17 protein-coding genes are annotated in these 21966 nt (G+C 50.4%); 12 read left to right on the top strand and 5 right to left on the bottom strand.

Annotated features, from left to right (window positions below; all coding sequences use genetic code 11):
* Positions 1-4 precede the first annotated feature (4 nt).
* The 3 genes from ACXAGR_RS18300 to ACXAGR_RS18290 are packed head-to-tail and all read right to left on the bottom strand — an operon-like array spanning position 5 to position 2826.
* Positions 5-1024: an amidohydrolase family protein gene (locus tag ACXAGR_RS18300; RefSeq protein ID WP_119500949.1), complete on the bottom strand. Its 1020-nt coding sequence runs from the start codon at positions 1022-1024 to the stop codon at positions 5-7.
* Between the two features lie 15 nt (positions 1025-1039).
* Positions 1040-2137, bottom strand: a complete 1098-nt coding sequence (locus ACXAGR_RS18295; protein WP_474851792.1) for a 4-oxalomesaconate tautomerase — start codon at positions 2135-2137, stop codon at positions 1040-1042.
* Positions 2134-2826, bottom strand: coding sequence for a 4-carboxy-4-hydroxy-2-oxoadipate aldolase/oxaloacetate decarboxylase (locus tag ACXAGR_RS18290; RefSeq protein ID WP_119500948.1), 693 nt, complete (start codon positions 2824-2826; stop codon positions 2134-2136). Before ACXAGR_RS18290 ends, ACXAGR_RS18295 begins: the two co-directional genes overlap by 4 nt.
* Positions 2827-2958: 132 nt before the next feature.
* Between ACXAGR_RS18290 and ACXAGR_RS18285 the strand changes: the two genes are divergently transcribed.
* The 6 genes from ACXAGR_RS18285 (at position 2959) to ACXAGR_RS18260 (ending at position 10693) form a co-directional block, all read left to right on the top strand.
* Complete coding sequence (locus ACXAGR_RS18285) at positions 2959-4152, top strand: LysR family transcriptional regulator (protein WP_474851790.1); 1194 nt, start codon at positions 2959-2961, stop codon at positions 4150-4152.
* Between the two features lie 64 nt (positions 4153-4216).
* On the top strand, positions 4217-5644 hold the full coding sequence (locus ACXAGR_RS18280) for a GGDEF domain-containing protein (RefSeq protein ID WP_474851788.1): 1428 nt from the start codon (positions 4217-4219) through the stop codon (positions 5642-5644).
* Between the two features lie 83 nt (positions 5645-5727).
* Positions 5728-6912, top strand: a complete 1185-nt coding sequence (locus ACXAGR_RS18275) for an AGE family epimerase/isomerase (RefSeq protein ID WP_474851786.1) — start codon at positions 5728-5730, stop codon at positions 6910-6912.
* Positions 6913-7260: 348 nt separating this feature from the next.
* Positions 7261-8952, top strand: coding sequence for a GMC oxidoreductase (locus tag ACXAGR_RS18270; RefSeq protein ID WP_474851784.1), 1692 nt, complete (start codon positions 7261-7263; stop codon positions 8950-8952).
* On the top strand, positions 8952-9551 hold the full coding sequence (locus ACXAGR_RS18265; RefSeq protein WP_474851782.1) for a gluconate 2-dehydrogenase subunit 3 family protein: 600 nt from the start codon (positions 8952-8954) through the stop codon (positions 9549-9551). Before ACXAGR_RS18270 ends, ACXAGR_RS18265 begins: the two co-directional genes overlap by 1 nt.
* Positions 9552-9562: 11 nt before the next feature.
* Positions 9563-10693, top strand: coding sequence for a ThuA domain-containing protein (locus ACXAGR_RS18260; protein WP_474851780.1), 1131 nt, complete (start codon positions 9563-9565; stop codon positions 10691-10693).
* A gap of 98 nt (positions 10694-10791) precedes the next feature.
* Here ACXAGR_RS18260 and ACXAGR_RS18255 read toward each other — a convergent pair whose 3' ends face one another.
* Positions 10792-12294, bottom strand: a complete 1503-nt coding sequence (locus tag ACXAGR_RS18255) for a carboxylesterase/lipase family protein (RefSeq protein WP_474851778.1) — start codon at positions 12292-12294, stop codon at positions 10792-10794.
* Between the two features lie 259 nt (positions 12295-12553).
* Here ACXAGR_RS18255 and ACXAGR_RS18250 point away from each other — a divergent pair, with 259 nt between their 5' ends.
* The 6 genes from ACXAGR_RS18250 to ACXAGR_RS18225 are packed head-to-tail and all read left to right on the top strand — an operon-like array spanning position 12554 to position 19072.
* Positions 12554-13807: an OprO/OprP family phosphate-selective porin gene (locus tag ACXAGR_RS18250; RefSeq protein ID WP_474851777.1), complete on the top strand. Its 1254-nt coding sequence runs from the start codon at positions 12554-12556 to the stop codon at positions 13805-13807.
* An 11-nt stretch (positions 13808-13818) separates the two neighbouring features.
* The gene (locus tag ACXAGR_RS18245) at positions 13819-14781 is read left to right on the top strand and encodes a Bug family tripartite tricarboxylate transporter substrate binding protein (RefSeq protein WP_119500940.1); all 963 of its coding nucleotides are present in this window, start codon (positions 13819-13821) and stop codon (positions 14779-14781) included.
* Positions 14778-15248 (top strand): tripartite tricarboxylate transporter TctB family protein, encoded by a 471-nt coding sequence (locus ACXAGR_RS18240; RefSeq protein WP_119500939.1) that lies wholly within the window; start codon positions 14778-14780, stop codon positions 15246-15248. The genes ACXAGR_RS18245 and ACXAGR_RS18240 overlap by 4 nt, the downstream gene beginning before the upstream one ends.
* 3 nt (positions 15249-15251) lie before the next feature.
* Positions 15252-16769 carry a tripartite tricarboxylate transporter permease gene (locus ACXAGR_RS18235; protein WP_119500938.1) on the top strand — a complete coding sequence of 506 codons (1518 nt, stop codon included), beginning with the start codon at positions 15252-15254 and terminating at the stop codon, positions 16767-16769.
* 18 nt (positions 16770-16787) lie between these two features.
* Complete coding sequence (locus ACXAGR_RS18230; RefSeq protein WP_474845500.1) at positions 16788-18395, top strand: sensor histidine kinase; 1608 nt, start codon at positions 16788-16790, stop codon at positions 18393-18395.
* Between the two features lie 2 nt (positions 18396-18397).
* Positions 18398-19072, top strand: a complete 675-nt coding sequence (locus ACXAGR_RS18225) for a response regulator (protein ID WP_119500937.1) — start codon at positions 18398-18400, stop codon at positions 19070-19072.
* A gap of 24 nt (positions 19073-19096) precedes the next feature.
* Here the strand turns inward: ACXAGR_RS18225 and ACXAGR_RS18220 are convergent, their stop codons facing one another.
* Positions 19097-21895: a rhamnogalacturonan lyase family protein gene (locus tag ACXAGR_RS18220; protein ID WP_474851775.1), complete on the bottom strand. Its 2799-nt coding sequence runs from the start codon at positions 21893-21895 to the stop codon at positions 19097-19099.
* Positions 21896-21966 lie beyond the last annotated feature (71 nt).

Raw genomic sequence — 21966 nt, 5'->3', positions numbered from 1 at the left:
TGAATTACAGTCCCATGGATTTCAGTTTTGCATCCAGACGGGGATAAACACGACGGGCGTTCCCTGAGTAAACCTGAGTACGTTGTTCCTCAGTTAAATCCAGCGCATCGACATAACGTTTCGTATCATCAAAGTAGTAACCGGTTTCCGGGTCAATGCCGCGCACAGCACCAATCATTTCTGAACCAAAAAGAATGTTGTCCAGATCGATAACATCAAACAGTAAATCGATACCCGGCTGGTGATACACACATGTATCAAAATACACATTTTTCATCACGTGCTCACGTAACGGGGGCTGCTCAAGCATATCGGCAAGACCACGGTAGCGTCCCCAGTGATAAGGCACTGCGCCGCCACCATGAGGAATGATAAAGCGCAGATCCGGAAACTCTTTAAACAGATTTCCCTGCAGGAACTGCATGAATGCCGTGGTGTCTGCGTTCATATAGTGAGCGCCGGTAGCGTGGAAGTTTGCGTTACAGGAGCCGGACACGTGAATCATTGCCGGTACATCCAGTTCTACCATTTTTTCATAGAACGGATACCAGCTTTCATCTGTCAGCGGCTTTGACGTCCAGTGTCCGCCGGAAGGATCCGGGTTCAGGTTACACCCGACAAAACCCAGTTCGTTTACACAACGCTCCAGTTCGTCCACTGAATTTTTAATCGGCACGCCCGGTGATTGCGGCAGCTGACAAACACCGATGAATTGCTTCGGATATAAATCCACCACACGCTTAATTAAATCGTTACATGCGCTGGTCCACTGTTTAGAAACGGCCTCGTCCCCCAGGTGGTGCGCCATGGCTGACGCGCGGGGAGAAAAAATGGTCATATCTGAACCGCGTTCAATCAGCAAACGAAGCTGGTTTTTCTCAATACTTTCCTGAATTTGCTCATCACTGATATGAGGAACTTCAGGTAACGCTTTACCCGCCTTAAACGCCGCCAGTTGCGCATCACGGAATAATTGAAGTGGTTCCGGTGCCGTTGTGTAATGGCCGTGACAATCAATAATCATAATCAATCCTGTAACTTATTGTTTCCCGGGCGCAGAGAAAGCTGAGTCTGCGACCAGCACTTCTCCCCGCATGAGCAAACGGGCTGTGCGCAACAGCGCAGAACGGTTAATTTTTAAAGTCGACAGCGAACCGCTGCCTTCCACATCCATTGCCACAGTAAAACTGCCGGTTGGATGTTCTATTTCAAGACGGGAGTAGTCGCTACAACCTTTGAGGTAGCCGTAGGCGATGGAACCGTCCACCACGCAGGCTGTAGCAACACTCACCGAACCCAGGACACCTATGGCATCATGCACACGGTGTGGAATAAAGGTGCGGGTATTCAGCAAACCACCCCGGACAGGGGCCGATATAAGCGACATTTTAGGGACAGTTTTATCGCTTACATCACCAAGGTTCATTTGCCGGCCCGCTTGTAACCTGATGCTTTCAATGCGTTCTTTAACGCCGGTATTTTTTTCAATTTCCGCAGGAGACTCATCGCCTGTTAAGCCAAAGTCAGCGGCATTTAACAGCACAACAGGCATGCCGTTATCGATACAGGTCACTTCCACACCATCAATCACATCTTTGGCGTTGCCGGTGGGAAATAATGCACCGCAACTGGCTCCGGCAACATCGAGGAAATCAATCAGAACCGGCGCTGCCGTGCCCGGCACGCCGTCGATACGGGCATCACCTTCATATACCGGCACACCGTCTTTAACTTCAACCTGTGCTACCGCAAGACCACCGGTATTCACCATGTGAATACGCACACTGGTGATACCTTCCTGCGCGTCAATTAAGCCTTGTTCAATCGCGAAAGGACCCACGCCTGCAAGAATATTTCCGCAATTCTGGCCATCACTAACCACGGCTTTATCCACGACAACCTGCAGGAAAAGATAATCCACGTCTGCATCGTCTCTGGTAGACGGACTGACTACTGCAACCTTGCTGGTCAACGGATGGGCACCGCCCACACCGTCGATTTGTCTGTCATCCGGAGATCCCATTGCAGCCAGCAAAACCTGGTCCCGCAATACGGTATCTTCCGGTAACGAAGATGCCAGAAAATACAAGCCTTTAGACGTTCCGCCGCGCATCAGATGGCAGGGAATGGCCTTCACTTGCTGTACTCCTCGTAAGACACATATTTCAGGCCTTTTTCAGCCAGACGCTCACGCATATTGTAAATATCCAGCCCCAGTTCTCCGGCGGCCAGGCGATCCCGTTTGGATGCTTCGTTATCGAGACGCTTCTGTACTTTTTCATGCACTGCATCCGCTTCGTTACGCTGCACAACCACGACTCCATCGTCATCGGCAACAATAATGTCGCCCGGATGAATCAGTGCGCCGGCACAAACCACCGGCACGTTTACGCTGGCGATGGTTTCCTTCACTGTGCCCTGGGCAAAAATAGCTTTAGACCAGACGGGAAATTCCATTTCCTGCAGCGTTGCGGTATCACGCACACCGCCGTCAATGATTAACCCTTTTACGCCACGGGCTTTTAGCGAGGTAGCCAGCAAGTCACCAAAAAAACCGTCAATGCAGTGACTGGTGGGCGATACAACTAATACATCTCCGGGTTGACACTGCTCAACAGCAACATGGATCATCCAGTTGTCACCCGGGGCAACCTGACAGGTTACAGCCGTACCGGAAATACTGGCCGGGCGGTAAATTGGACGCATGTAATCAGCCAGCAAACCTTTGCGACCCTGAGCTTCGTGGACGGTAGCCACTTCCGCGCCTTCATATTTTTTCAGCGTGTCCTCAGATGCACGTGGACAATTCGTAACGCATACTGCCATAACCTTTAACCCTTCTGACTTTTTGGTGTGGCTCAGTATGCGCCGGTAAATGTTAAAAAGCCGTTTAGAAACCTGTGCAGCATCATTACTTTTTTCTATAATGGCAAAAAATCGCTACTGGTTTGCCATGCCATGTTGAATATCCGGCACCTGCACTGTGCACTTGAAATTAAAAAGTACTGCAATCTGTCAGAAGCAGCCCGACAAGTGCACCTCACCCAATCTGCCCTTACTCAAAGCATTAAAAAACTGGAAGAGAGCATTGGCTGGACGCTGTTTACCCGTTCCTCCTCCGGTATGTTCGTAACCCCGGAGGGAGATGTTTTTCTTAACCGGTTTGGCCGTGCCTTCAGTTTGCTGGAAAGCTTTGCCACCACTTTATTCAGTGCCGACAAGCATGGCAGAACGTCGTTTCTGCGGGGGGTCACTGCAAGGCAACTTGATGCTCTGGTACATATTGTTGAATTGCAAAGTTACACGGCTGCATCAGTAAAAATGGGCTTGTCTCAACCCACGCTTCACAGAACTATCCGTGATCTGGAAACCTTGTGCCAGCAAACCCTGTTCAACCGCTCCCCCACCGGTGTTGAGGCCACCTGGCGTGCCAGACAGTTTTCCCGTATTGCCTCATTGTATTTTTCAGAACTCAGCCAGGGGCTGGATGAAGTCGCAGAATTAAATGGTGAAAAGCTGGGTAGCGTGCGTATTGGCAGCTTACCGCTCGCACGGTCTGAGATTGTTCCCAAAGCTGTACTCGCTCTGCTTGAAGAAGCGCCGGGCGCCAACATAAGCATTGTCGACGGTCCTTATGAAGAGCAGTTGCATGCCTTGCTGCACGGACATATTGATATACTGGTAGGCGCCCTGCGCTTCCCCGCCCTGTCTGACGATATTGAACAGATCCCTTTGTTTGATGATTACCTGTCAATTGTGACCGGCAGTCACCATCCGCTGGCCGCCAAATGCTCCCTCACGACACAAGACTGGCAATCACTGAAGTGGATTGCGGCAAAAGAAGGTACACCTGCACGTAAGGCCTTTGGTGATGTGCTACAAGCCATTTGTCCCGATCACGCTTACGAAGTGATTGAATGCAGCTCACTGATGGCAATTCGCGGATTGCTAATCAACAGCGACCGCGCCGCCATCCTGCCTGCCCGCCAGGTTGAAATTGATGTTGCCGCTGGATTGCTGGCGGTCAACCCGACGCCCCTGAGCGATGCTCCGAGACAGATTGGCTATACATTAAGAAAAAACTGGCACCCCACCCGGTTACAAAAAGAATTTTTAGATCATCTGAGGGCAAAGACAGACAAACTAGACTAAAGTATAAAAAAGCAACAATCCATGTAATTTACATTAATACATGCAATGGCGGGGAAAATTTATCATGGCAAATATAAAATCCGGAAGACCCCGTTATCTCGTCCTTCTGGCTTTGAGTGCGAGTCGTTCGTTATCTGTATTTATTATGTTCATCAGCGCAGTCACAATTGCCGGCTACCTTACTGAGATACCTTATCTTTACAGGCCGTCAGGTGACCAGGCTGCTACCCATCCGTTTACCTGCGCCCAAATATTTATTCTGGCATTATGTATATTTGTAAACCGTCCCGGTCACCGGCAAAATATTAAATGGCTGCTCGGGCTGAGTTTCATGTTGTCTCTGGTTCTTCTCATCGACAGTCTGCTCAGTCTGAGACTGTCAGATTACGTTATTCCGTTTAACCGTATAGCTGCACAAGAGCATAGTAATGGTCTGACAAACCATGTAGGGCTAAACACGTTTATCACCTTCATGTTAGTCTGGTGCTCCGTTATTTTACGCATTAACCACCGGCCACTCTGTTCCCAGGGGTTTGCGTTTGTTGCTTTGTCCCTTCCGTCCCTTGCTCTGTTCGGCTACGCCTACTCTCTTCACAGCTTTCACGGCGAAATGTCGCTTATCTCTGCAGTAAGTTTATGCTTGCTGTGTTGTTCTGCATTGTGGAGCACTGCCAATCACGGCGCGCTGCGCGCAGTGTTATCCCCCTACATTGGCGGCAGGATAGCTCGGTTTCAGTTTACTACCGGATTTATCGTGGTCTTCAGTTTTGGCTATCTGCTGGTGCGTTCTATCGTATCCATCGACGACTCAGACAGGGTCGGCGCTTATGCCGTTGCGGTATGCTGGCTGATTATCATTCTGGTCACAATCAGTGCTACGTTATTTGAGCAAGCTGATAAATACCGCAGACGGATGGAGAACCGCCTGCTGATCACGTCCAGAACAGATCCGCTCACAGGACTTCTGAACCGGCGGGCGTTTGACGAAGTCCTTCAATATGAGAGCACCCGCTCCGGCCGCCACCCGGTGACTGCTTCACTTTTGCTTCTGGATATCGACCATTTTAAACAGGTGAACGATATTCACGGTCATCCTGCCGGCGACATGGTGCTGCAACGCATTGCAGAACTGCTTAAAACAAATCTTCGGGACACCGACAGCCTGTGTCGTTTTGGCGGCGAAGAATTTGCTGTCTTATTACCTGGCACTTGCCCGGAAGGCGCGATGGTGGTGGCAAAAACACTGCGTAAATTTATTGATGACGAGATATTCAGAAATGAAGAAGGTACAACCATACCGGTTACTGCATCATTCGGCGTCACGAATCTGACAAAAGGCGGCATCAGCAGCGCAGTGAGCCGCGCGGATCAGGCCCTTTATCAGTCAAAACAACGAGGCAGAAATCGTGTGTCCGCTAACGTACTGGTGCCTCCGCGGTCCGCCGGAATTGGTCATCGTAGCAACAAGGTAGTCCGCCAGCTGGCTTTTTAGACTGCAAAAACACTGTCAAACCCATGTACTGACGATTACAATGCGTGTCCGTTGTCCATTCATCTGTAGTGCAAGGAAATTTCATGGAAACGATACATCGCGATTTTATCGACGCCTGGCAGCGTTTCGACCACTGGCTGACGACATCATTGTTTCCGAAATGGGCTGCACAGGGTTTTGCTGAAAACGGCGCCGCACTGGAATGTTTTGATGGTGAAGGCAAGCCCGACTGGCAAGCCGACAAGCGTATGCGGGTGCAATCAAGACAAATATTTTCAATGTGCTACGGCTATAAAAAAGGGTTCCTGCCTGAAGGTAAAGCCCTGGCGCAGGCAACGGAAAAATTTATCAGCAATGCCTGTCCTGACGCCCTTCCCGGCTTTTACCCGATGACCCTTGATGCATCCGATAAAGTAAAAAATGCCGCTACCGATTTGTATGATGTGGCATTTTTTCTGCTGGCATACAGTTGGCAAAAAGACGCGCTGAATGATGACCATGCTCTGCTGAAAGCGAAAAACCTTGCACTGCACGTGGATACTGTTCTGAAAAGTGATCATGGCGGCTGGCTTGAAGGGACATTTGCTCACACCACGCGGCGTCAAAATCCGCACATGCATTTGTTCGAAGCCTTTATTCATTTGTACCGGGTCAGTAACGACACGTTCTGGCTTGAACGCTGCAATCAGGTGTATGCACTGTTCGAGCAGCATTTTTTCGATGCACAGCACGGTGTGTTGCTTGAGTTTTTCACCACAGACTGGCAGCCATGCCTCACCGGCGGCCGGAGTGTAGAACCCGGCCACATGATGGAGTGGGTATGGCTGCTGCATGAATTTCAGACTGTCAGTGGCACAGATACCACACGTTATCAGTCGGTATTATACCGCCATGCCAGGGACTACGGGTTGACGCCCGGTAACCGCTGGTTGCACGATACAGTTACACCTGAAGGAACTGTCGTATCGTCCACCTTTAAGAGCTGGCCGATGACGGAGTGGATCAAAGCTGCACTGGTTCACAGCACTTTGCCTGACAATGCAAACCGTGAGCAGGACATTGCCAGTGCTACATTTGCCATCCACCAGTTGATTGACGGCTTCTCCCATCCGCAACTTGAAGCTCACTACACGTATGTTATTGACAGCAACGGACAGCCCGTGGACCCGAAAATGGCAGCCAGTACCTTGTATCACCTGTGTATGGCACATAACGAAGCCTCCCGTTTTGCCGCTGCATTTACTGAAAACCCTGCTGTTTCCGGATAACGTTTCGGGTGGACTTTCCGGCTCACGGCATATTGACACCGTGAGCCATTGAAACAAAATCTCACAATTTCCTTCTGACATTAATTTTTCAAAAACCCCTTACTGCTCATATGCATAGCAGGCAAGCAAGAAAGCGCTTACAAATACACCCCCACGTCTGTTACAAAACACGACAATTTTATAATGACATCGATGACATAAATACATTATAGTGTTACTAAATTTACTTTTTGTTAACCATATTAATTACAAACAAAATCAATCAGGTTAAGGTCAGGATTCACTGTGTGATCTGCTTGTAGGGACAAAAACAGGCGCAGATCGTTTTCAACTTAAACAGGGGCGAAAATGTCAAAAAATACATATGATGCCATCGTAGTCGGCTCTGGTATCAGCGGGGGCTGGGCTGCTAAAGAGCTTACCGAAAAGGGCCTGAAGGTACTTATGCTTGAGCGCGGCGAAAACGTCGAGCACATCAAAGACTACACCAACATGAGTAAAAATTTATGGGACTATCCACACCACGGTCGTCCCAGCCTGGAAGCACTGGCCGCTGAACCCAATATGGCCCGTGGTAAGGGGTATCCTTTTAATGAACCCACAATGGGCGCATGGGCTTCTGCGCAAACATCTCCCTATGTGGAAAAAAAACCTTTCCAGTGGTTTCGTGCCTATCAGGTGGGTGGACGCTCTTTGTTGTGGGGTCGTCAGTCTTACCGTTTAAACCCTGAAGACTTCGAAGCCAATGGTAAAGAAGGTGTGGGTGTTGACTGGCCTATTCGCTATGAAGATGTGGCACCATGGTATTCGTATGTTGAAAAGTTTGCCGGAATTTCCGGTAACCGCGACGGTCTGGATGTATTGCCTGACGGTGAATTCCTGCCGGCATTTGCTTTTAATGCTGTGGAAAAAGACGTACAAGCCCGCCTTAAAAAACAGTACAAGGGCAAGCGTCAATTAATTATGGGCCGTACTGCGCACATTACCGAGCAACGTCCCGAACAGGGTCGTGTGAAGTGTCAGCACCGTGACAAGTGCTGGACGGGCTGTCCTTTCGGCGGCTATTTCAGTACCCAGTCTGCAACCCTGCCTGCAGCACTTAAAACCGGCAATCTTACTCTGCGCCCGCTCTCCATCGTAAAAGAGCTGATTTACGATAAAGACACCAAACGGGTTACCGGAGTTGAAATAATTGATTCTGAAACCGGACTAACTGAAGTTTTCCACAGCAAAATTGTCTTCCTGAATGCCTCGGCACTGAACTCTGCCTGGTTATTGATGAACTCAGCCCGTGATGTCTGGGATAACGGTCTTGGCTCAAGCTCAGGTGAACTGGGTCACAATGTCATGGATCACCACTACATGCTGGGCGGTATGGCAGAAATTGAAGGCCATCTCGACAAATACGTCTATGGCCGCAGGCCAACAGGCTTCTACATTCCCCGCTTTGCAAACTGGGGCGATGACAAACGTGACTTCCTCCGTGGCTTCGGCTTCCAGGGTAACGCATCCCGTTCAGGTTTCAGCCGCAGCGCTGACGACTTAGGTATCGGAGCCGGATTGAAAGACGGTCTCAGTGAGCCGGGTCCGTGGAGCATCAGTACAGTTGGTTTTGGTGAAATTCTGCCGGACCACCGCAACAAAGTAAGTCTGAACCATGATGTGAAAGATGCATGGGGACTGCCGGTGCTGGAAATGGATGCCAAAATCCGTGACAACGAACTGAAAATGCGTAAAGCCATGAAAGAAGACATTGTAGAAATGTTTGACAGCATCGGTCTTAAAAACGCCACCGCCTGGGAAACCACTTACCACATGGGTAAAGGTATTCATGAAATGGGCACTGCCCGCATGGGCCGGGATCCTAAGACTTCCGTCCTCAACAAGCACAACCAGGTGTGGGATGCGCCTAACGTATTTGTTACCGACGGAGCCTGTATGACATCGTCTTCGTGTGTTAATCCTTCACTTACTTACATGGCACTGACAGCCCGTGCCGCAGATTTTGCAGTAGAAGAACTCAAGCGGGGTAATCTGTAATGGATCGTCGTGATTTACTAAAACTTATCGCAACCGCCACCGGCACAAGCTTTATCTGTTCTCCGGCCATGGCCGTCTGGCAGGAGCAACCGGCCCTGACCTCTGTAAAAGACTCAGGACTGGACGACAACACCGTCGCGCTGATTACTGAACTGTGCGAAACCGTATTACCGAGAACTGATACGCCGGGAGCAAAAGATGCGGGTTTGCCGGCGTTCTTTATCGGCATGATCCGCGAATGCTACACACCGGAACAACAGGCTTTGATGGAAGCCGGATTTAAAGATGTGGATGCACGCAGTCAGGAAAAATATGGTAAGCCTTTCGTTGGCTTAAGCCAGAAACAGAAAACGGCACTGGCTTCAAAGCTGGACAGTGAGGCGCTGGCGTTTAACCGCGGTGAAGACTCGCCCTGGGACGGTAAAGAAGATGGCCTGCCCCATTACTTTACCCTCTACAAGCAGCTGATGATCTTTGGTTTCTTTACGTCGAAAACAGGCGGCACTCAGGTGCTCCGTCACGTAGACATACCGGGCGACTACAAAGATATCCCTTATAAGAAAGGGGACAAAGCCTGGATGACCGTTTGGCCGATGTAAGGAGACTCCTGATGATGAAGAAAAATATGCTTAAAGCCATTCTTGCCGGCAGCATCACAATGGGCAGTCTGGTAGCGACAGGCAGCGCGTCTGCCGCAGAGGCTTTAACCGACTGTTCCTTACGGGATGTGCCTTTTTCCAGCTCTATGCCGGCTTACGATGTGGTAATGCGCCCGAAAGCCAGAGCCATTGTTGAAAAACACTATCCCGGCGTACTGGCTAAAATTCCGGCGTGGATCTTAAGTGAATCAATGCCTTCTTTCAGTACATTGATCACACTGGACCAGTTACTGGCCCGTGTGGGTGTTGAAGACGATGCAAACGCTGCGGCTATGCGTAAAGAACTGGCAGCACTGCCGGTCACCCGTGAAGATAAGATTGCACGTTGTGCAAGGTTCGATTCAGAACCGGTGGAATTCGACCTGGGTGGAGAACCTGTTCAGGTGCTGATCTATCAGAAAATCAATGGCTATGACCACGGCGAATCAGTAACTGCTGCCACAGAAAACCTGAGCAAGCTGGCAAAAGAAATGGGCTATGGTGTTTCTGTCAGCGCCAAAGGCAGTGCATTTACACCGGAAAACCTGTCTGAATTTGATGTGGTGATCTGGAATAATGTCAGCGGTGACACCCTCACTTTGTCACAACGTAAAGCGTTTGAAGACTACATGAATAACGGCGGCGGCTTCCTGGGCATTCATGCATCAGCCGGCGACTCGGTGTATTTCTGGGACTGGTATCGTGATGTGCTGATTGGTGCTCAGTTTATCGGCCATCCGGGTGATGACAACTGGTTCCAGGATGCATCGCTGGATGTTACCCGTCACGGCACCGGTGTGGCAGAAGGGATCCCTGACCGCTGGGAATTAAATGATGAGTGGTATTCGTTCTCAGACAGCGTGTCCTCCAAAGGCTACGACATCGTAGTGGCCATAGATGAAACTACTTATGTGCCGGGTAAAGAACTGGAAATGGGTGAAGATCATCCGCTGGTCTGGACCCATTGCATCGGCGAAGGCCGCGCAATGTACAGCGCTATCGGTCACCGCAAAGAAGTTTACAACGCTGAATACAACATTAAGTTATTAAAGAACGGTATGAAGTGGACGGCGGGACAAGGTAACGATACCTGCAAGCAGTGATATTTTCGCTGAACAGTTGAAATGATAAGGCCCGGTCATTCCGGGCCTTTTTTCGTTTAACGGCAGATATGCCTTGTTATTGATAATAACAAACGGGGTTAAGGGTTCACCCGCGTCTGATAAACCTGTCGCAATATGCCAAGCTTTCCGGCTCTGACCTCTTTTTCAGCATGGGCTGTCTTATCAAAAACCATCCAGTTCTTGTCCTGCTTATCCACTGGCTGCCACTCAGATAAGCTCTGCCCGTTCGGGTTGCCGGTTCTTATGAAATTCCGCCAGTACGCCTGCATCGCTTTAACAGCATCATTCCCGGCAGGTTTAAAAAGTGCAAAGGTTTCTGAGGCATGACCTGCCCCCGGCGTAGTCTCATCCGCAACATCGTAAAAGTAACGGTACCCCGGTTGCTTAACGGTTTGCATTGCGCCGGTTGTCACCATACCGGCCAGAACATAACGCAAATCACCGAACAAATGTTGAAAAGGTAAGGCCGTCAGCGCCTGCTCGCCCAGTCCATACGCTTTTTGCACACTGTCAGCAGCAGATGCCGTTAAGGTGAGCATGCGCTGAGGTGACACACCGGAATAGGGATAAACATTGCCGTCGTAACTGTTTCCGCCGCTAATATAAGGTACAGCGTGCTGCTTCCCCTGAGCAAACAATCGCGCCGGTTCGTCGGGCAACGTGATACCGTCTGCAACCGGCAGGTGAAAGCCGTTTATCGCATTGACGAATGCTTCCGGACTGGTCTGATAAAGCTGCTCCCTGCTGACTTTGTCTGTTCCCGTTGCCCGCTGTGCGATGGCAGAGGACAGGATCTCTGCATCCGGGCTGCCCTGAAGAGCCGGTGCACCTGAAGTGCGTGGCAACGGCCAGGTGCCGTAGCCACTTTGAGAAATCGCGCCGGAGAACAAACCTTCAGCTTTGGGTGTTACCATTAGCATCTGCACGGCCATGCCACCTGCAGAGCCGCCGGCAATCGTCACCCTGGCGGGATCGCCACCGAATTCAGCGATATTGTCCTGAACCCAGGACAGCGCAGCGACCATATCCATCACACTATAGTTAACACCATCAGGTTGAGATAAAGCCGGATGTGCAAAAATACCCAGTGCACCAAGCCGGTAGTTAAACGATACCAGTACGAGTCCCTGACTTACCCAGTGTGAAACGATTTTGGGATCCAAATCACCTGATCCACCTACATACCCGCCACCATGGATCCACACTAACACTGGCCGGGCAGTCTGATTGTCATCCGCCTGTGGGGAGAATACATTAATCCCCAGACAGTCTTCGCTGCCATTATCTTTGCCCCGCTGCGGGCAGGGAGGAAAAAACGAATTTGCTGCATAGGGCGATGCAATAGCATCCGGTTCCTGAGGCGGCTGCCACCGCAAGTTACCCACCGGCGCTTTGGCATAAGGCATACCGCGGTAAAAGTTTATTCCGTCTGCATGTTGTCCGGTTACTTTACCGGAGGCGAGAGTCACCTCAGGCGTATCATGGCCGGCAGCATACCCGCAGGATAGCGACGAAATAGTTAAAAACAGTACAGAAAAACACCCGCGAAAGCGCTGGTGGGAAAATAAAGTGAATAACATCCTGGTCCTCATCATAGAAACCGGTGACAGGCACCGTTAAAGTTTATGCAATAATAACATTAACTTAACATTATCAGACAGTAATTGTTACCGGTAAAGCTTCGTTTATTTCTGCAACCTGATCCATTTTGTTCATTGTGTTCATGGACAAAACGAACAAAACAGACAGTTATATTTTCAAGCACAAAAACATCCATTACATAGCCTTAACAAAGGACTAACAATATTCTTGCGTCACGAAACATTGAGGTACTTTGTGATGCATAAAACAACAATTGGTTTGCTGTGTCTGGCAGCCACTTATCAGGCTTCGGCACAAACAGAATCAGCCAGTAATCAGTCTCTTGAAAACAGGCTTTCTCAGTTAGAGCAACAGCTCGCATCAATGGAAGCGAAAGACGCCAGTGACGATAAATGGGTGACGTTAGGCGGGCGACTTCAGATAGACGCTAACATCTTCGACGGCGCCTACAATGCAGACAACGAAGGCAACACAGGTTCTACTATTTTTCCCCGCCGTGCGCGGTTGTCGGTAGAAGGCGAACGCAGCGATCTGGAATACAAGATGATTCTGGAATTCGCCGAAGAAACCATCGAAATCTTGTTACTTCGTTTTGAATATACCGGTTTTGAAAACGGCCCGACGATTAAGTTCGGTAAAATCCGTGAAGACATTACTCTTGACGCTCTGACCAGCTCTAAGCACATGGCTTTAATTGAGCGTGCGAGCATGGCAAATACTATGTCGCCCTATTTCCGTTGGGGTGTGGCTGCGTATCAATACTTCCCGTCAACAGGTTTACGTTACGCTGTGGGTATACATAAAAACGATGCATTCGGCGCAGAAGGTACCGATGATGACTCCGCCATTTCATTGGCAACCACCGGACGCCTCACCTGGGCTCACGAATTTAAAGAAAACAATCTGATCCACCTGGGCTCATGGGGCTCGTACCGCAAAATGGATAACAGCCAGTTGTCAGCCTCTTTCGCCCGCGCGGAAGTCAGAGAGCCGAACGTGAGACTGGTAAATTATGCCGCAGGCGGTGATATCGTGCCCCTTGACCATCTGAGTCAGTACGGCATTGAAGCCGCCTACCAGTACAAAAACTTACTGGTTCAGGGTGAAGTAGCCCGTCGCAATATCGCCACCAGCGATCCTGCATCCCTGCCCGACGACGAAAACTACGACGGCTATTACTTTCAGGCCAGCTACATGCTAACCGGCGAGAGCAAGTCTTATTCCAAAGGCAGCGCACGTTTCAATCAGCCCAAAGGCGTTGAAGACGCGTGGGAAATAGCCGCCCGCGTTTCGTCTATGGATGCTACCAGCGAGTTTCAGGGTACCCGGGCCAAATCCTTCACCGCGGGTGTGTCTTACTACATCGATGAAAATACAAAAATTATGCTGAACGGCGTGCATAGCAAAGTGTCAGGCCCCGGCACAGAAGCGCTTGTGGGTGATGAAACCAGCGGCAATGCCATCACCATGCGTTTCCATTACGACTTTTAACGGAGGGATTCATGCGTTCTGTTTTGATTAGTGCTGCAATATTGTGGCTGGTGAGTGCCAGTGCCTTCGCCAAGGATCACTTTCTGATCCCCGGCGGTCCCGGCGGCGGCTGGGACACTACCGGTCGTGGTATCGGGGAAGCGTTGATGAAGTCAGGTATTTCAGATAACGCTTCGTTTCAGAACATGTCCGGTGGTGGTGGTGGTCGCGCTATCGCTTATCTGATTGAATCCGGTAACAAACACGGCGATATGTTAATGGTTAATTCTACGCCTATTGTAATCCGTGCGTTAACCGGTCAGGTCCCCTTCAGCTACCGTGATGTGAAGCCCGTTGCCAGCATAATTGCCGACTACGGCGCCTTTGTGGTGCGAGAAGACTCGCCCATCAAAAGTTGGAATGAAGCCATAGCGATCCTGTCCAAAAACGTCCGTGAACTGACCATCGCAGGCGGTTCTGCACGGGGCAGTATGGATCATCTGGTGGCTTCGCTGGCAGTCAATGCTGCCGGCCTAGACGGTGCCCGCATCCGCTACATCCCTTATGACGCAGGCGGTCAGGCAAAAGCCGGACTGCTTTCAGGTGAAGTACAAATGCTTTCTACCGGATTAAGCGAAGCACTGGAAATTGCAGAAGGTGGCCAGGCACGTATTTTAGCCATCACAGCCCCTGAAACCGTGCCCGCCTATCCGGATATTCCCACTTTAAAATCGCTGGGCTACGACGCAACGTTCGTAAACTGGCGTGGATTGTTTGCAGCGCCTGATACATCTGATGAAAAAGTACAGGAATATATCGATAAATACGCCGCGCTGCTGAAAACCCCTGAGTGGGCGGCAGTTCGTGACCGGAACGGTTGGATGGATTTGTTCCGTACCACGGACGATTTTGCCGCAGACCTGGCAGCCCAGGAAGCACAAATTAAGACCCTGATGATTCAACTTGGCTTTATTCAACAGGAGCAACAACAATGACACGTCAGTTAACCGGCCCTGCCCTGTTTCTCGTTTTTTTCACGTTTTACGGTATCTATGCCTGGCAAATTCCTCTGCTACCGTTTGAACAATATGAAGTTGTGGATTCATCCACTATGCCAAAACTCTACGCCATGGCAGGCGCCCTGTTCAGTTTTTTAGCTATCGTCAGCCATGTTATTAAAAGCAAAGAACCACAGGGCGAACAAAAGCCGCTGGGGATCACTAAACATACCGTTCGTCAGACCGCGATTGTTATGCTGCTGATGGTGATCTACAGCGCGCTGCTCGATCCGTTAGGGTTCATCGTGGCAACACTTATTTTTCTGATTTCCGGCTTTTGGGTTATGGGAGAAAGACGCGCCCGCATAGTGCTGTTCGCCTCAGTCCCTATGGTGGTGTTTTTCTGGCTCCTCATGACCCAACTTCTTGATATTTACCTGGCCCCCGGCAGCCTTTGGAGTTAACTCATGTTTGATGCAATGATGATAGGCCTGGATGCCGCATTCCAGTGGCACAATTTGATGTATGTTGTGATTGGCTGTCTGGTCGGTACCTTTATCGGTATGCTCCCGGGCTTAGGACCCATTACTGCCATCGCTTTAATGATCCCGATCACCTACAGTATCGGTCCCAGTTCAGGCATGATTCTGATGGCCGGGGTTTATTACGGTGCCATCTTTGGAGGCTCAACCAGCTCCATTTTGATTAACGCACCGGGCATTGCCGGCACCGTCGCCTCATCCTTCGACGGTTATCCTCTCGCTATGAAGGGACAGGCCGGTAAAGCATTGGCCATCGCGGCCTGGGCCTCGTTTACAGGCGGTACCATCGGTGCGGTAATGCTGATGGTAGCGGCTCCTACGCTGGCAGAAGTCTCGCTGAGTTTCCATTCCGGCGACTACGTGATGTTAATGCTGGTAGGTTTAACCGCTATTGCAGCGTTCTCCAGCAACGGCGAATTTTTAAAAGCCATGATGATGACCGTATTTGGTCTTGCCCTGTCCACCATTGGTATCGACCCGTCATCCGGTACTGAGCGCTTTACTTTCGGCCAGCCCGATTTGCTGGATGGGCTGAGCTTTCTGCTGATTGCTATGGCCACTTTTGCCTTGTCTGAAGCACTGATGAATGTGATCAAACCAGACAGTGCTAAAGACACCAGCATGGGCGGTAATCAATTGGGCAGCTTTAAGCTGAGCAAAGACGAAGTAAAAGAAATCGCGCCATCAGTAGGCCGTTCATCCATCCTTGGCTTTTTAATTGGTGTTTTGCCCGGTGCCGGTGCAACCATCGCCAGCTTTATGGCCTATGCCGCAGAAAGAAATCTGGCCCCTGCCCGCTTCAAGAAAGAGTTTGGCCAGGGTGCCAAGCGTGGTCTTGCTGCACCTGAAGCAGCGAACAACGCGGCGTGTACAGGTTCATTTGTCCCTTTGTTAACGCTGGGGATCCCTGGATCAGGTACTACGGCAATTATGCTGGGTGCACTGATTGCTTACGGCTTACAACCGGGACCGCTGCTTATGCAGGAAAATCCTGACGTATTCTGGTCTGTCATTGTGTCCATGTATTTTGGTAACGTGGTACTGCTCATCCTGAACCTGCCACTGATCCCGTATCTGGCCAAAGTGCTGGTATTGCCCAAATCACTGCTGACCATTTTTATTCTGTTCTTCAGTTTAATTGGTGTGTATCTGGTATCCTTTAACACATTCGATTTATTTATGATGATCGGGTTTGCCTTCGTGGCGGTTGTCCTGCGCATATTACAATTCCCTATGGCCCCGCTGCTACTGGGCTTTATTTTGGGCGACATGATTGAGCGTAACTTCCGTCGTGCCATGCTGATTTCAGACGGTTCATTCAGTTTCATCTGGGAGCGGCCGCTTACCCTGTCGATTCTGATCGTGGCAATTGTTGTGTTGCTGGTACCGCTGTTAGGTTTTGTCAAAAACCGCCGGGCAAATACAACGGCAACGCCGGACTAAAAAGGGGCAAAATAACTGGTGGCAACAAAACGTTATTTCATTCGTAACAAACTGGAATCCTGGTTAGTTGCCGCCATCGTTGTAATGAGCCTGCTACAGCTTGCTGTATTAGGCTTTGCCAGTCAGTACCTGCTGGCTTCTGTCATTGAAGAAAAAACCGGGCAACAGGCCCTTGCCATTGCCCGTTCCCTCGCCAGTCGTCCCGATATCATCCATGCTGTAGAAGCAGAATCCGTTCCTGAACCGCTTCAGCGGGAACTCGCTCTGCTGCAACACGGTTACGGCGCCAGTTATGTTGTCATTGGTAACGAAAGTAAAATCCGTTTATTTCACCCGGTAACAGATCGAGTCGGCCAGCCAATGCAAGGCGGCGACAGTCAGGCTGCACTGGAAGGCAACTATTACATCTCCTCTTCAACGGGTTCTATGGGTCCGTCAATCCGTGGTAAAGCGCCGGTTATCAATGCCAGTGGCGATGTCATCGGATTGGTGTCTGTGGGATTTTTGGAAAAATCAGTAAGCCTCGCCATTGAGCAACAAACCTGGCTTATCCTGGGCGTTATTTTTGTGATTCTGGCGTTGGCTGTGATTGCCGCGCGCTGGATTGGTAACCGTGTGCGTAGTCGTTTATTTGGTCTGCAACCGGATGAAATTGGCCGCTTGTATGCCGAGCAGGAAGCTATCTTTAACACCGTGCGGACCGGTATCATTGCCATGACACTGGACGGTAAAATACAACGCATGAACCAACGTGCCAGGGTATTGTTATTCGCTGAGAACGAAAACGGCGGCACGATAAACGACATCCTGCCCCAGCATGCAGAATTTCTGCTGAAAAACACCGACAAACACATCCGTGGTTTCGAACTGTTTGCCAATCAGCAATGGCTGGTGTTATCCCGCGTACCTTTACAAGTTCAGGGTCAGATGGCCGGCCTGATGCTGACGATGCGTCCTGCCGATGAAGTGGAACATTTGTCACAGCAACTTGCACGGGTGGAAGCGTTTGCTGAGCTGCTGCGGGTTCAGACTCACGATTACTCGAACAAACTGAATACCCTTGCCGCCTTGCTGCAGATGGGGAATGTGGAAAAAGCCCTTGAACTGATCAGCAATGAAAGTCAGGAAGTGCAGACGCAGGTACACAGTCTGGTCGGCCGGGTACAAACGCCGGTGCTCGCCGCTTTGTTGTTCGGCAAATATCACAAAGCACAGGAAGGCAATGTGGCGCTGGACATCAGTCCGGATACGCAGCTTTCTGTGATTAACGATAAACACTTACTCGAATGTCTGGTTTCTATCTTCGGTAACCTGATCGATAATGCCATCGAAGCGTCCCAGCGTGCGAGCAGTCACCGGCCGGCAAAAGTCAGTGTGAGCCTGGAAGAAATGGGCAATAATATCGTTTTCGATGTTGAAGACAGCGGTGACGGTATTCCCGCTGCTGAATATGAACGTATTTTCGCACCGTCGTTCAGCTCAAAATCTGATGCCCGTCATGGAGTGGGCATGTATATAGTGAAAACGCATCTTGAAGGCTGCAACGGCAGTATCGAGATTGGCGAGTCGGAATCAGGCGGAGCCCGCTTCTCTGTGTATATTCCGAGAACAGAAGTGTCAAAATAGTTATGCCCTACTCTTGTATTATTGTTGAAGATCAGCCCCACGTAGCCCAGTATCTGGCTCAGTACCTCATTCAAACCGGTCGCTACATGGTGATGGGCATGGCAAATAACGTGGCGGCAGCTGAAGCTTTGCTCGGCGCCATGCAGCCTGACTTACTTCTGCTGGATGTTTATCTGCCCGACGGTAATGGCCTTGAACTGATGAAAAGCCATCACGATGAATTGCAGAAGACAGAAGTGTTTCTGCTAACGGCAGCGAAAGAAGTACAGGTACTGGAGCAGGCAATGAAATTAGGCGTGTCTGACTTTCTGGTAAAACCGATTCTGCAAAGTCGTTTGGAGCAGGCTCTGCAGCACTTTGAGAACCGCCATAAGCAGTTATCCGGTGCGTCAGAGCTTACGCAAACTGTCGTGGATCAATTCTTCAGCCGGCAGAGCGACGGAAAGGCGCAGCGCTTACCCAAAGGCGTAGATGGCCTGACACTTCAAAAAATACAGCAGGTCTTTACTGCAGCGCCTAAAGACAGCCTGAGTGCACAACAGGTTGGTGACACTGTCGGCGTAAGCCGCTCCACCGCCCGTCGCTATCTCGAATACTTATTGGAAACCGAAGAGCTCATTGCTGAACAGGTTTACGGCAACGTGGGCCGCCCCGAGCGCTGCTACCGGCTGAGATAACAACGCCAAAAACCGGCTTCACACCTACTGCACAAAAGTAACCGCAGCTTCCGGTTCGGTGTTGTAAGTTGTACCGTCTTCCATGGTCAGTTTAAACATGTACCAGTAGGTTGTACCATTTTCCAGTGACAGGTTGTCGGTCAGGCTGCCGCTGACCGGCGCTGACGGGCTGATACGCGTGCGCCCGCTCAGCTCTGCTTTGGTGTTCCGGTAAAGTTGTACACCACGAATAGCTTGCGGGAAATCTTCCAGTTGCCAGCTGACCACAATACCGTCACCATTTTGCACTGCAGACAAATGTGTTTTGGGCTCCAGCAGACGTTCTGCATTCACCGGATCACTGGTTATCCGGCCTTTTGACGCAGTATCAAACACGAGCCAGTAAATGTACGGCGTACCGGGCACTGATGATTCGTCTGTCCACTCTGTTGAATCCGCAGCAAGTGAAGCGACTCCTGATGCCTGTTCAAAAACGGGATCGGCTTCACCTTCTACACGCTCTGCGCGGAACACAAATACACTACTCACTTCAATATTCGCAGTGAACCAGCTCAGGGTTACCGGACTGGCAGAACTTTGATGAAAAGTGCGGATATCCGGTATGTCGCTTGAAGTTAATGTTGCAGTTGTCACAGGCAATAACTCAGGCTCATTATGCTTACTTTTCACACTGCCCCAGTAGTAATACCGGGTGTCCGGTTCAACATCAGTGTCCACAAAACGGCTTTCACCACTGCCCAGAGTAGTGAGCAATTCCCGGGTTTCCGGATCATCAGATAAACTCTTATACAGTGTCATTCCTTTGTAAGGATAGCCGTTTGAATGAATGCTGATTTCAACCGAGTCTGCATTTCCGCGGGCAACAGCCTGCAGCCACAACTGACTTTTTTGTGTCTGAATGTCATATACCGGCATAGCTTTCATATCACTTCCCAGGTAAAAGGAAGGATGAGGCGGCTGGTTATAACCCACGTTTTGCCACGCAATAGCTGTCCGGTATTGCGGGTTGTGCATCAATGCCGGAATACGGTATTCCGTGTCTTCAGTGGTAGAAAAGAGAAGTAAAGCACTGCTGTCACTGTTGGCCCAAATGACTTCTTCCCGCCAGTCACCCAATATATCTGCCGACAGAACCGGCGTTGCTTTCGTGCCGTTATTCGACACGGCTCCCCATTCGCTTCCATCGAGTACGACTTCAGAGGTTTCCGTAGCCGGCTGCCACTTATAGATCCGGTTTCCGTCCAGTAACTCGCGATTCAAATCACCATCCCACCATGATAAAAAATTTACCTGAGACGGCCGGGTATCCGAAATAACTGTTCCGTTGGCAGCGACCAGTCCGCCCCGGGTTGCCCAGTTCTCGTTACCTGTATATGCGGGGTCAATATCAGCACTTACGCCCCGCCCCACATCGGTACCGTTGCCTGAACGATGCCATAAGATTTCACCGGTGGCGGCATCATGTAATTCAACGCCATACTCTGTGCCGTCTTTGGTATAAGCAGACGGTGATTCATGCACCATATGAATTTCAAGACCGGGACGTTCAGGATCGATATCCGACATATGCAAAGCATCACCGTGACCTAAATCCGTGCTGTACAGCAAATGGCCATCGTCATCGATGGTGGCGGCGCCGTACACGATCTCGTCTTTGCCGTCGCCGTCAACATCTCCCACAGAAATGCTGTGGGCTCCCTGACCATATCCACCGGCATCTGCACCGCCGTTATTACTGTCATATACCCAGCGGCTGACAAACTGGCCGTCAACCCAGTCAAAAGCACTGACAACTGCTCTGGTGTAATACCCTCTGGCGAAAAAAGCGGTGGGTGTGGAGCCGTCAAAATAGCCCACGCCAGCAAGAAAGCGATCCACCCGGTTTCCGTAACCATCCCCCCAACTGCTTACACTGCCCCGCTCAGGGACATAATCAATGGTATCCAGTGCCTTTCCTGACAAACCATCGAACATGGTTAGAAATTCAGGTCCGTCCAGCACGTATCCCTGACTGTTACGGTAATCAGCGTTGGTATCACCCATTACCATACCCTCTCCGTCCACAGTGCCATCCGCCGTTTTCATGGCGACTTCAGCCCGGCCATCCTGATCGAAATCATAGGCAACAAACTGAGTATAATGGGCGCCGGAACGAATATTCCTGCCAAGGTCAATACGCCAAAGTTGCTGTCCTTCCAACGTGTAGGCATCCAGGTACGTGTTTCCGGTATGACCGGCCTGTGAATTGTCTTTGGCATTTGACGGATACCATTTAACAATGACTTCGTACCGGCCATCTCCCGTTAAATCCGCCACCGAGCCGTCATTGGCCGAATACGTGAAGGATTGTCCGTTTACCCAGCCGTCCGCAGGCTTGTTCAGCGGGATCTGCAGCATCACATCCTGCCAGGCTGTGGCCATGGCAGCACTGCGACCTTTCTTGCGTTTATTTTTGTTGTTCAAGCCGGAAGCTTTAACTTCATACACATCATCTTTGTCTCCCTGCGGGTCGGTGAAGAAAGTCGCACCAGATAGCTTTTTACCGTTCAGCTTGTGACCGTTCCTGTAAATATCAAAGGAAATATCGAGAGGATCGGTGCCCAGCAATCGCCAGCTCACCGCATTGCCCTGCTCAGCGGGAATAACAACCAGTCCACGGTCGAGGGATTCCATGATGATACCGGTAGCGGGGTCACTTTGATTTTGTCTGTGTCTGTCGCTGGCATCAGCGCATGCGGCACTGAGCAGAAGGACGGGAGGGATTAAGGCGCCGGTGATAAGGCGGCCGGATTTTAGTGCGCGATGCTTAGTCTGGAATATCATGTATTTTCCTTGTCCGAAATATCAACACAAATGTTAATTTTTCGTAAACTAGAAAATTACACGCAAGGACT

This window comes from Alteromonas sp. ABH4_457, assembly GCF_056160625.1.
Note: the sequence above shows the minus strand (reverse complement) of the source record. Positions and strands in the feature narration are given on the sequence as shown.

Coding starts and splice junctions, on each gene's coding strand:
- ACXAGR_RS18300 (WP_119500949.1), bottom strand. CDS start 1,024: ATGATTATTGATTGTCACGGCCATTACACAACGGCACCGGAACCACTT.
- ACXAGR_RS18290 (WP_119500948.1), bottom strand. CDS start 2,826: ATGGCAGTATGCGTTACGAATTGTCCACGTGCATCTGAGGACACGCTG.
- ACXAGR_RS18285 (WP_474851790.1), top strand. CDS start 2,959: ATGTTGAATATCCGGCACCTGCACTGTGCACTTGAAATTAAAAAGTAC.
- ACXAGR_RS18280 (WP_474851788.1), top strand. CDS start 4,217: ATGGCAAATATAAAATCCGGAAGACCCCGTTATCTCGTCCTTCTGGCT.
- ACXAGR_RS18275 (WP_474851786.1), top strand. CDS start 5,728: ATGGAAACGATACATCGCGATTTTATCGACGCCTGGCAGCGTTTCGAC.
- ACXAGR_RS18270 (WP_474851784.1), top strand. CDS start 7,261: ATGTCAAAAAATACATATGATGCCATCGTAGTCGGCTCTGGTATCAGC.
- ACXAGR_RS18265 (WP_474851782.1), top strand. CDS start 8,952: ATGGATCGTCGTGATTTACTAAAACTTATCGCAACCGCCACCGGCACA.
- ACXAGR_RS18260 (WP_474851780.1), top strand. CDS start 9,563: ATGATGAAGAAAAATATGCTTAAAGCCATTCTTGCCGGCAGCATCACA.
- ACXAGR_RS18255 (WP_474851778.1), bottom strand. CDS start 12,294: ATGTTATTCACTTTATTTTCCCACCAGCGCTTTCGCGGGTGTTTTTCT.
- ACXAGR_RS18250 (WP_474851777.1), top strand. CDS start 12,554: ATGCATAAAACAACAATTGGTTTGCTGTGTCTGGCAGCCACTTATCAG.
- ACXAGR_RS18245 (WP_119500940.1), top strand. CDS start 13,819: ATGCGTTCTGTTTTGATTAGTGCTGCAATATTGTGGCTGGTGAGTGCC.
- ACXAGR_RS18240 (WP_119500939.1), top strand. CDS start 14,778: ATGACACGTCAGTTAACCGGCCCTGCCCTGTTTCTCGTTTTTTTCACG.
- ACXAGR_RS18235 (WP_119500938.1), top strand. CDS start 15,252: ATGTTTGATGCAATGATGATAGGCCTGGATGCCGCATTCCAGTGGCAC.
- ACXAGR_RS18225 (WP_119500937.1), top strand. CDS start 18,398: ATGCCCTACTCTTGTATTATTGTTGAAGATCAGCCCCACGTAGCCCAG.
- ACXAGR_RS18220 (WP_474851775.1), bottom strand. CDS start 21,895: ATGATATTCCAGACTAAGCATCGCGCACTAAAATCCGGCCGCCTTATC.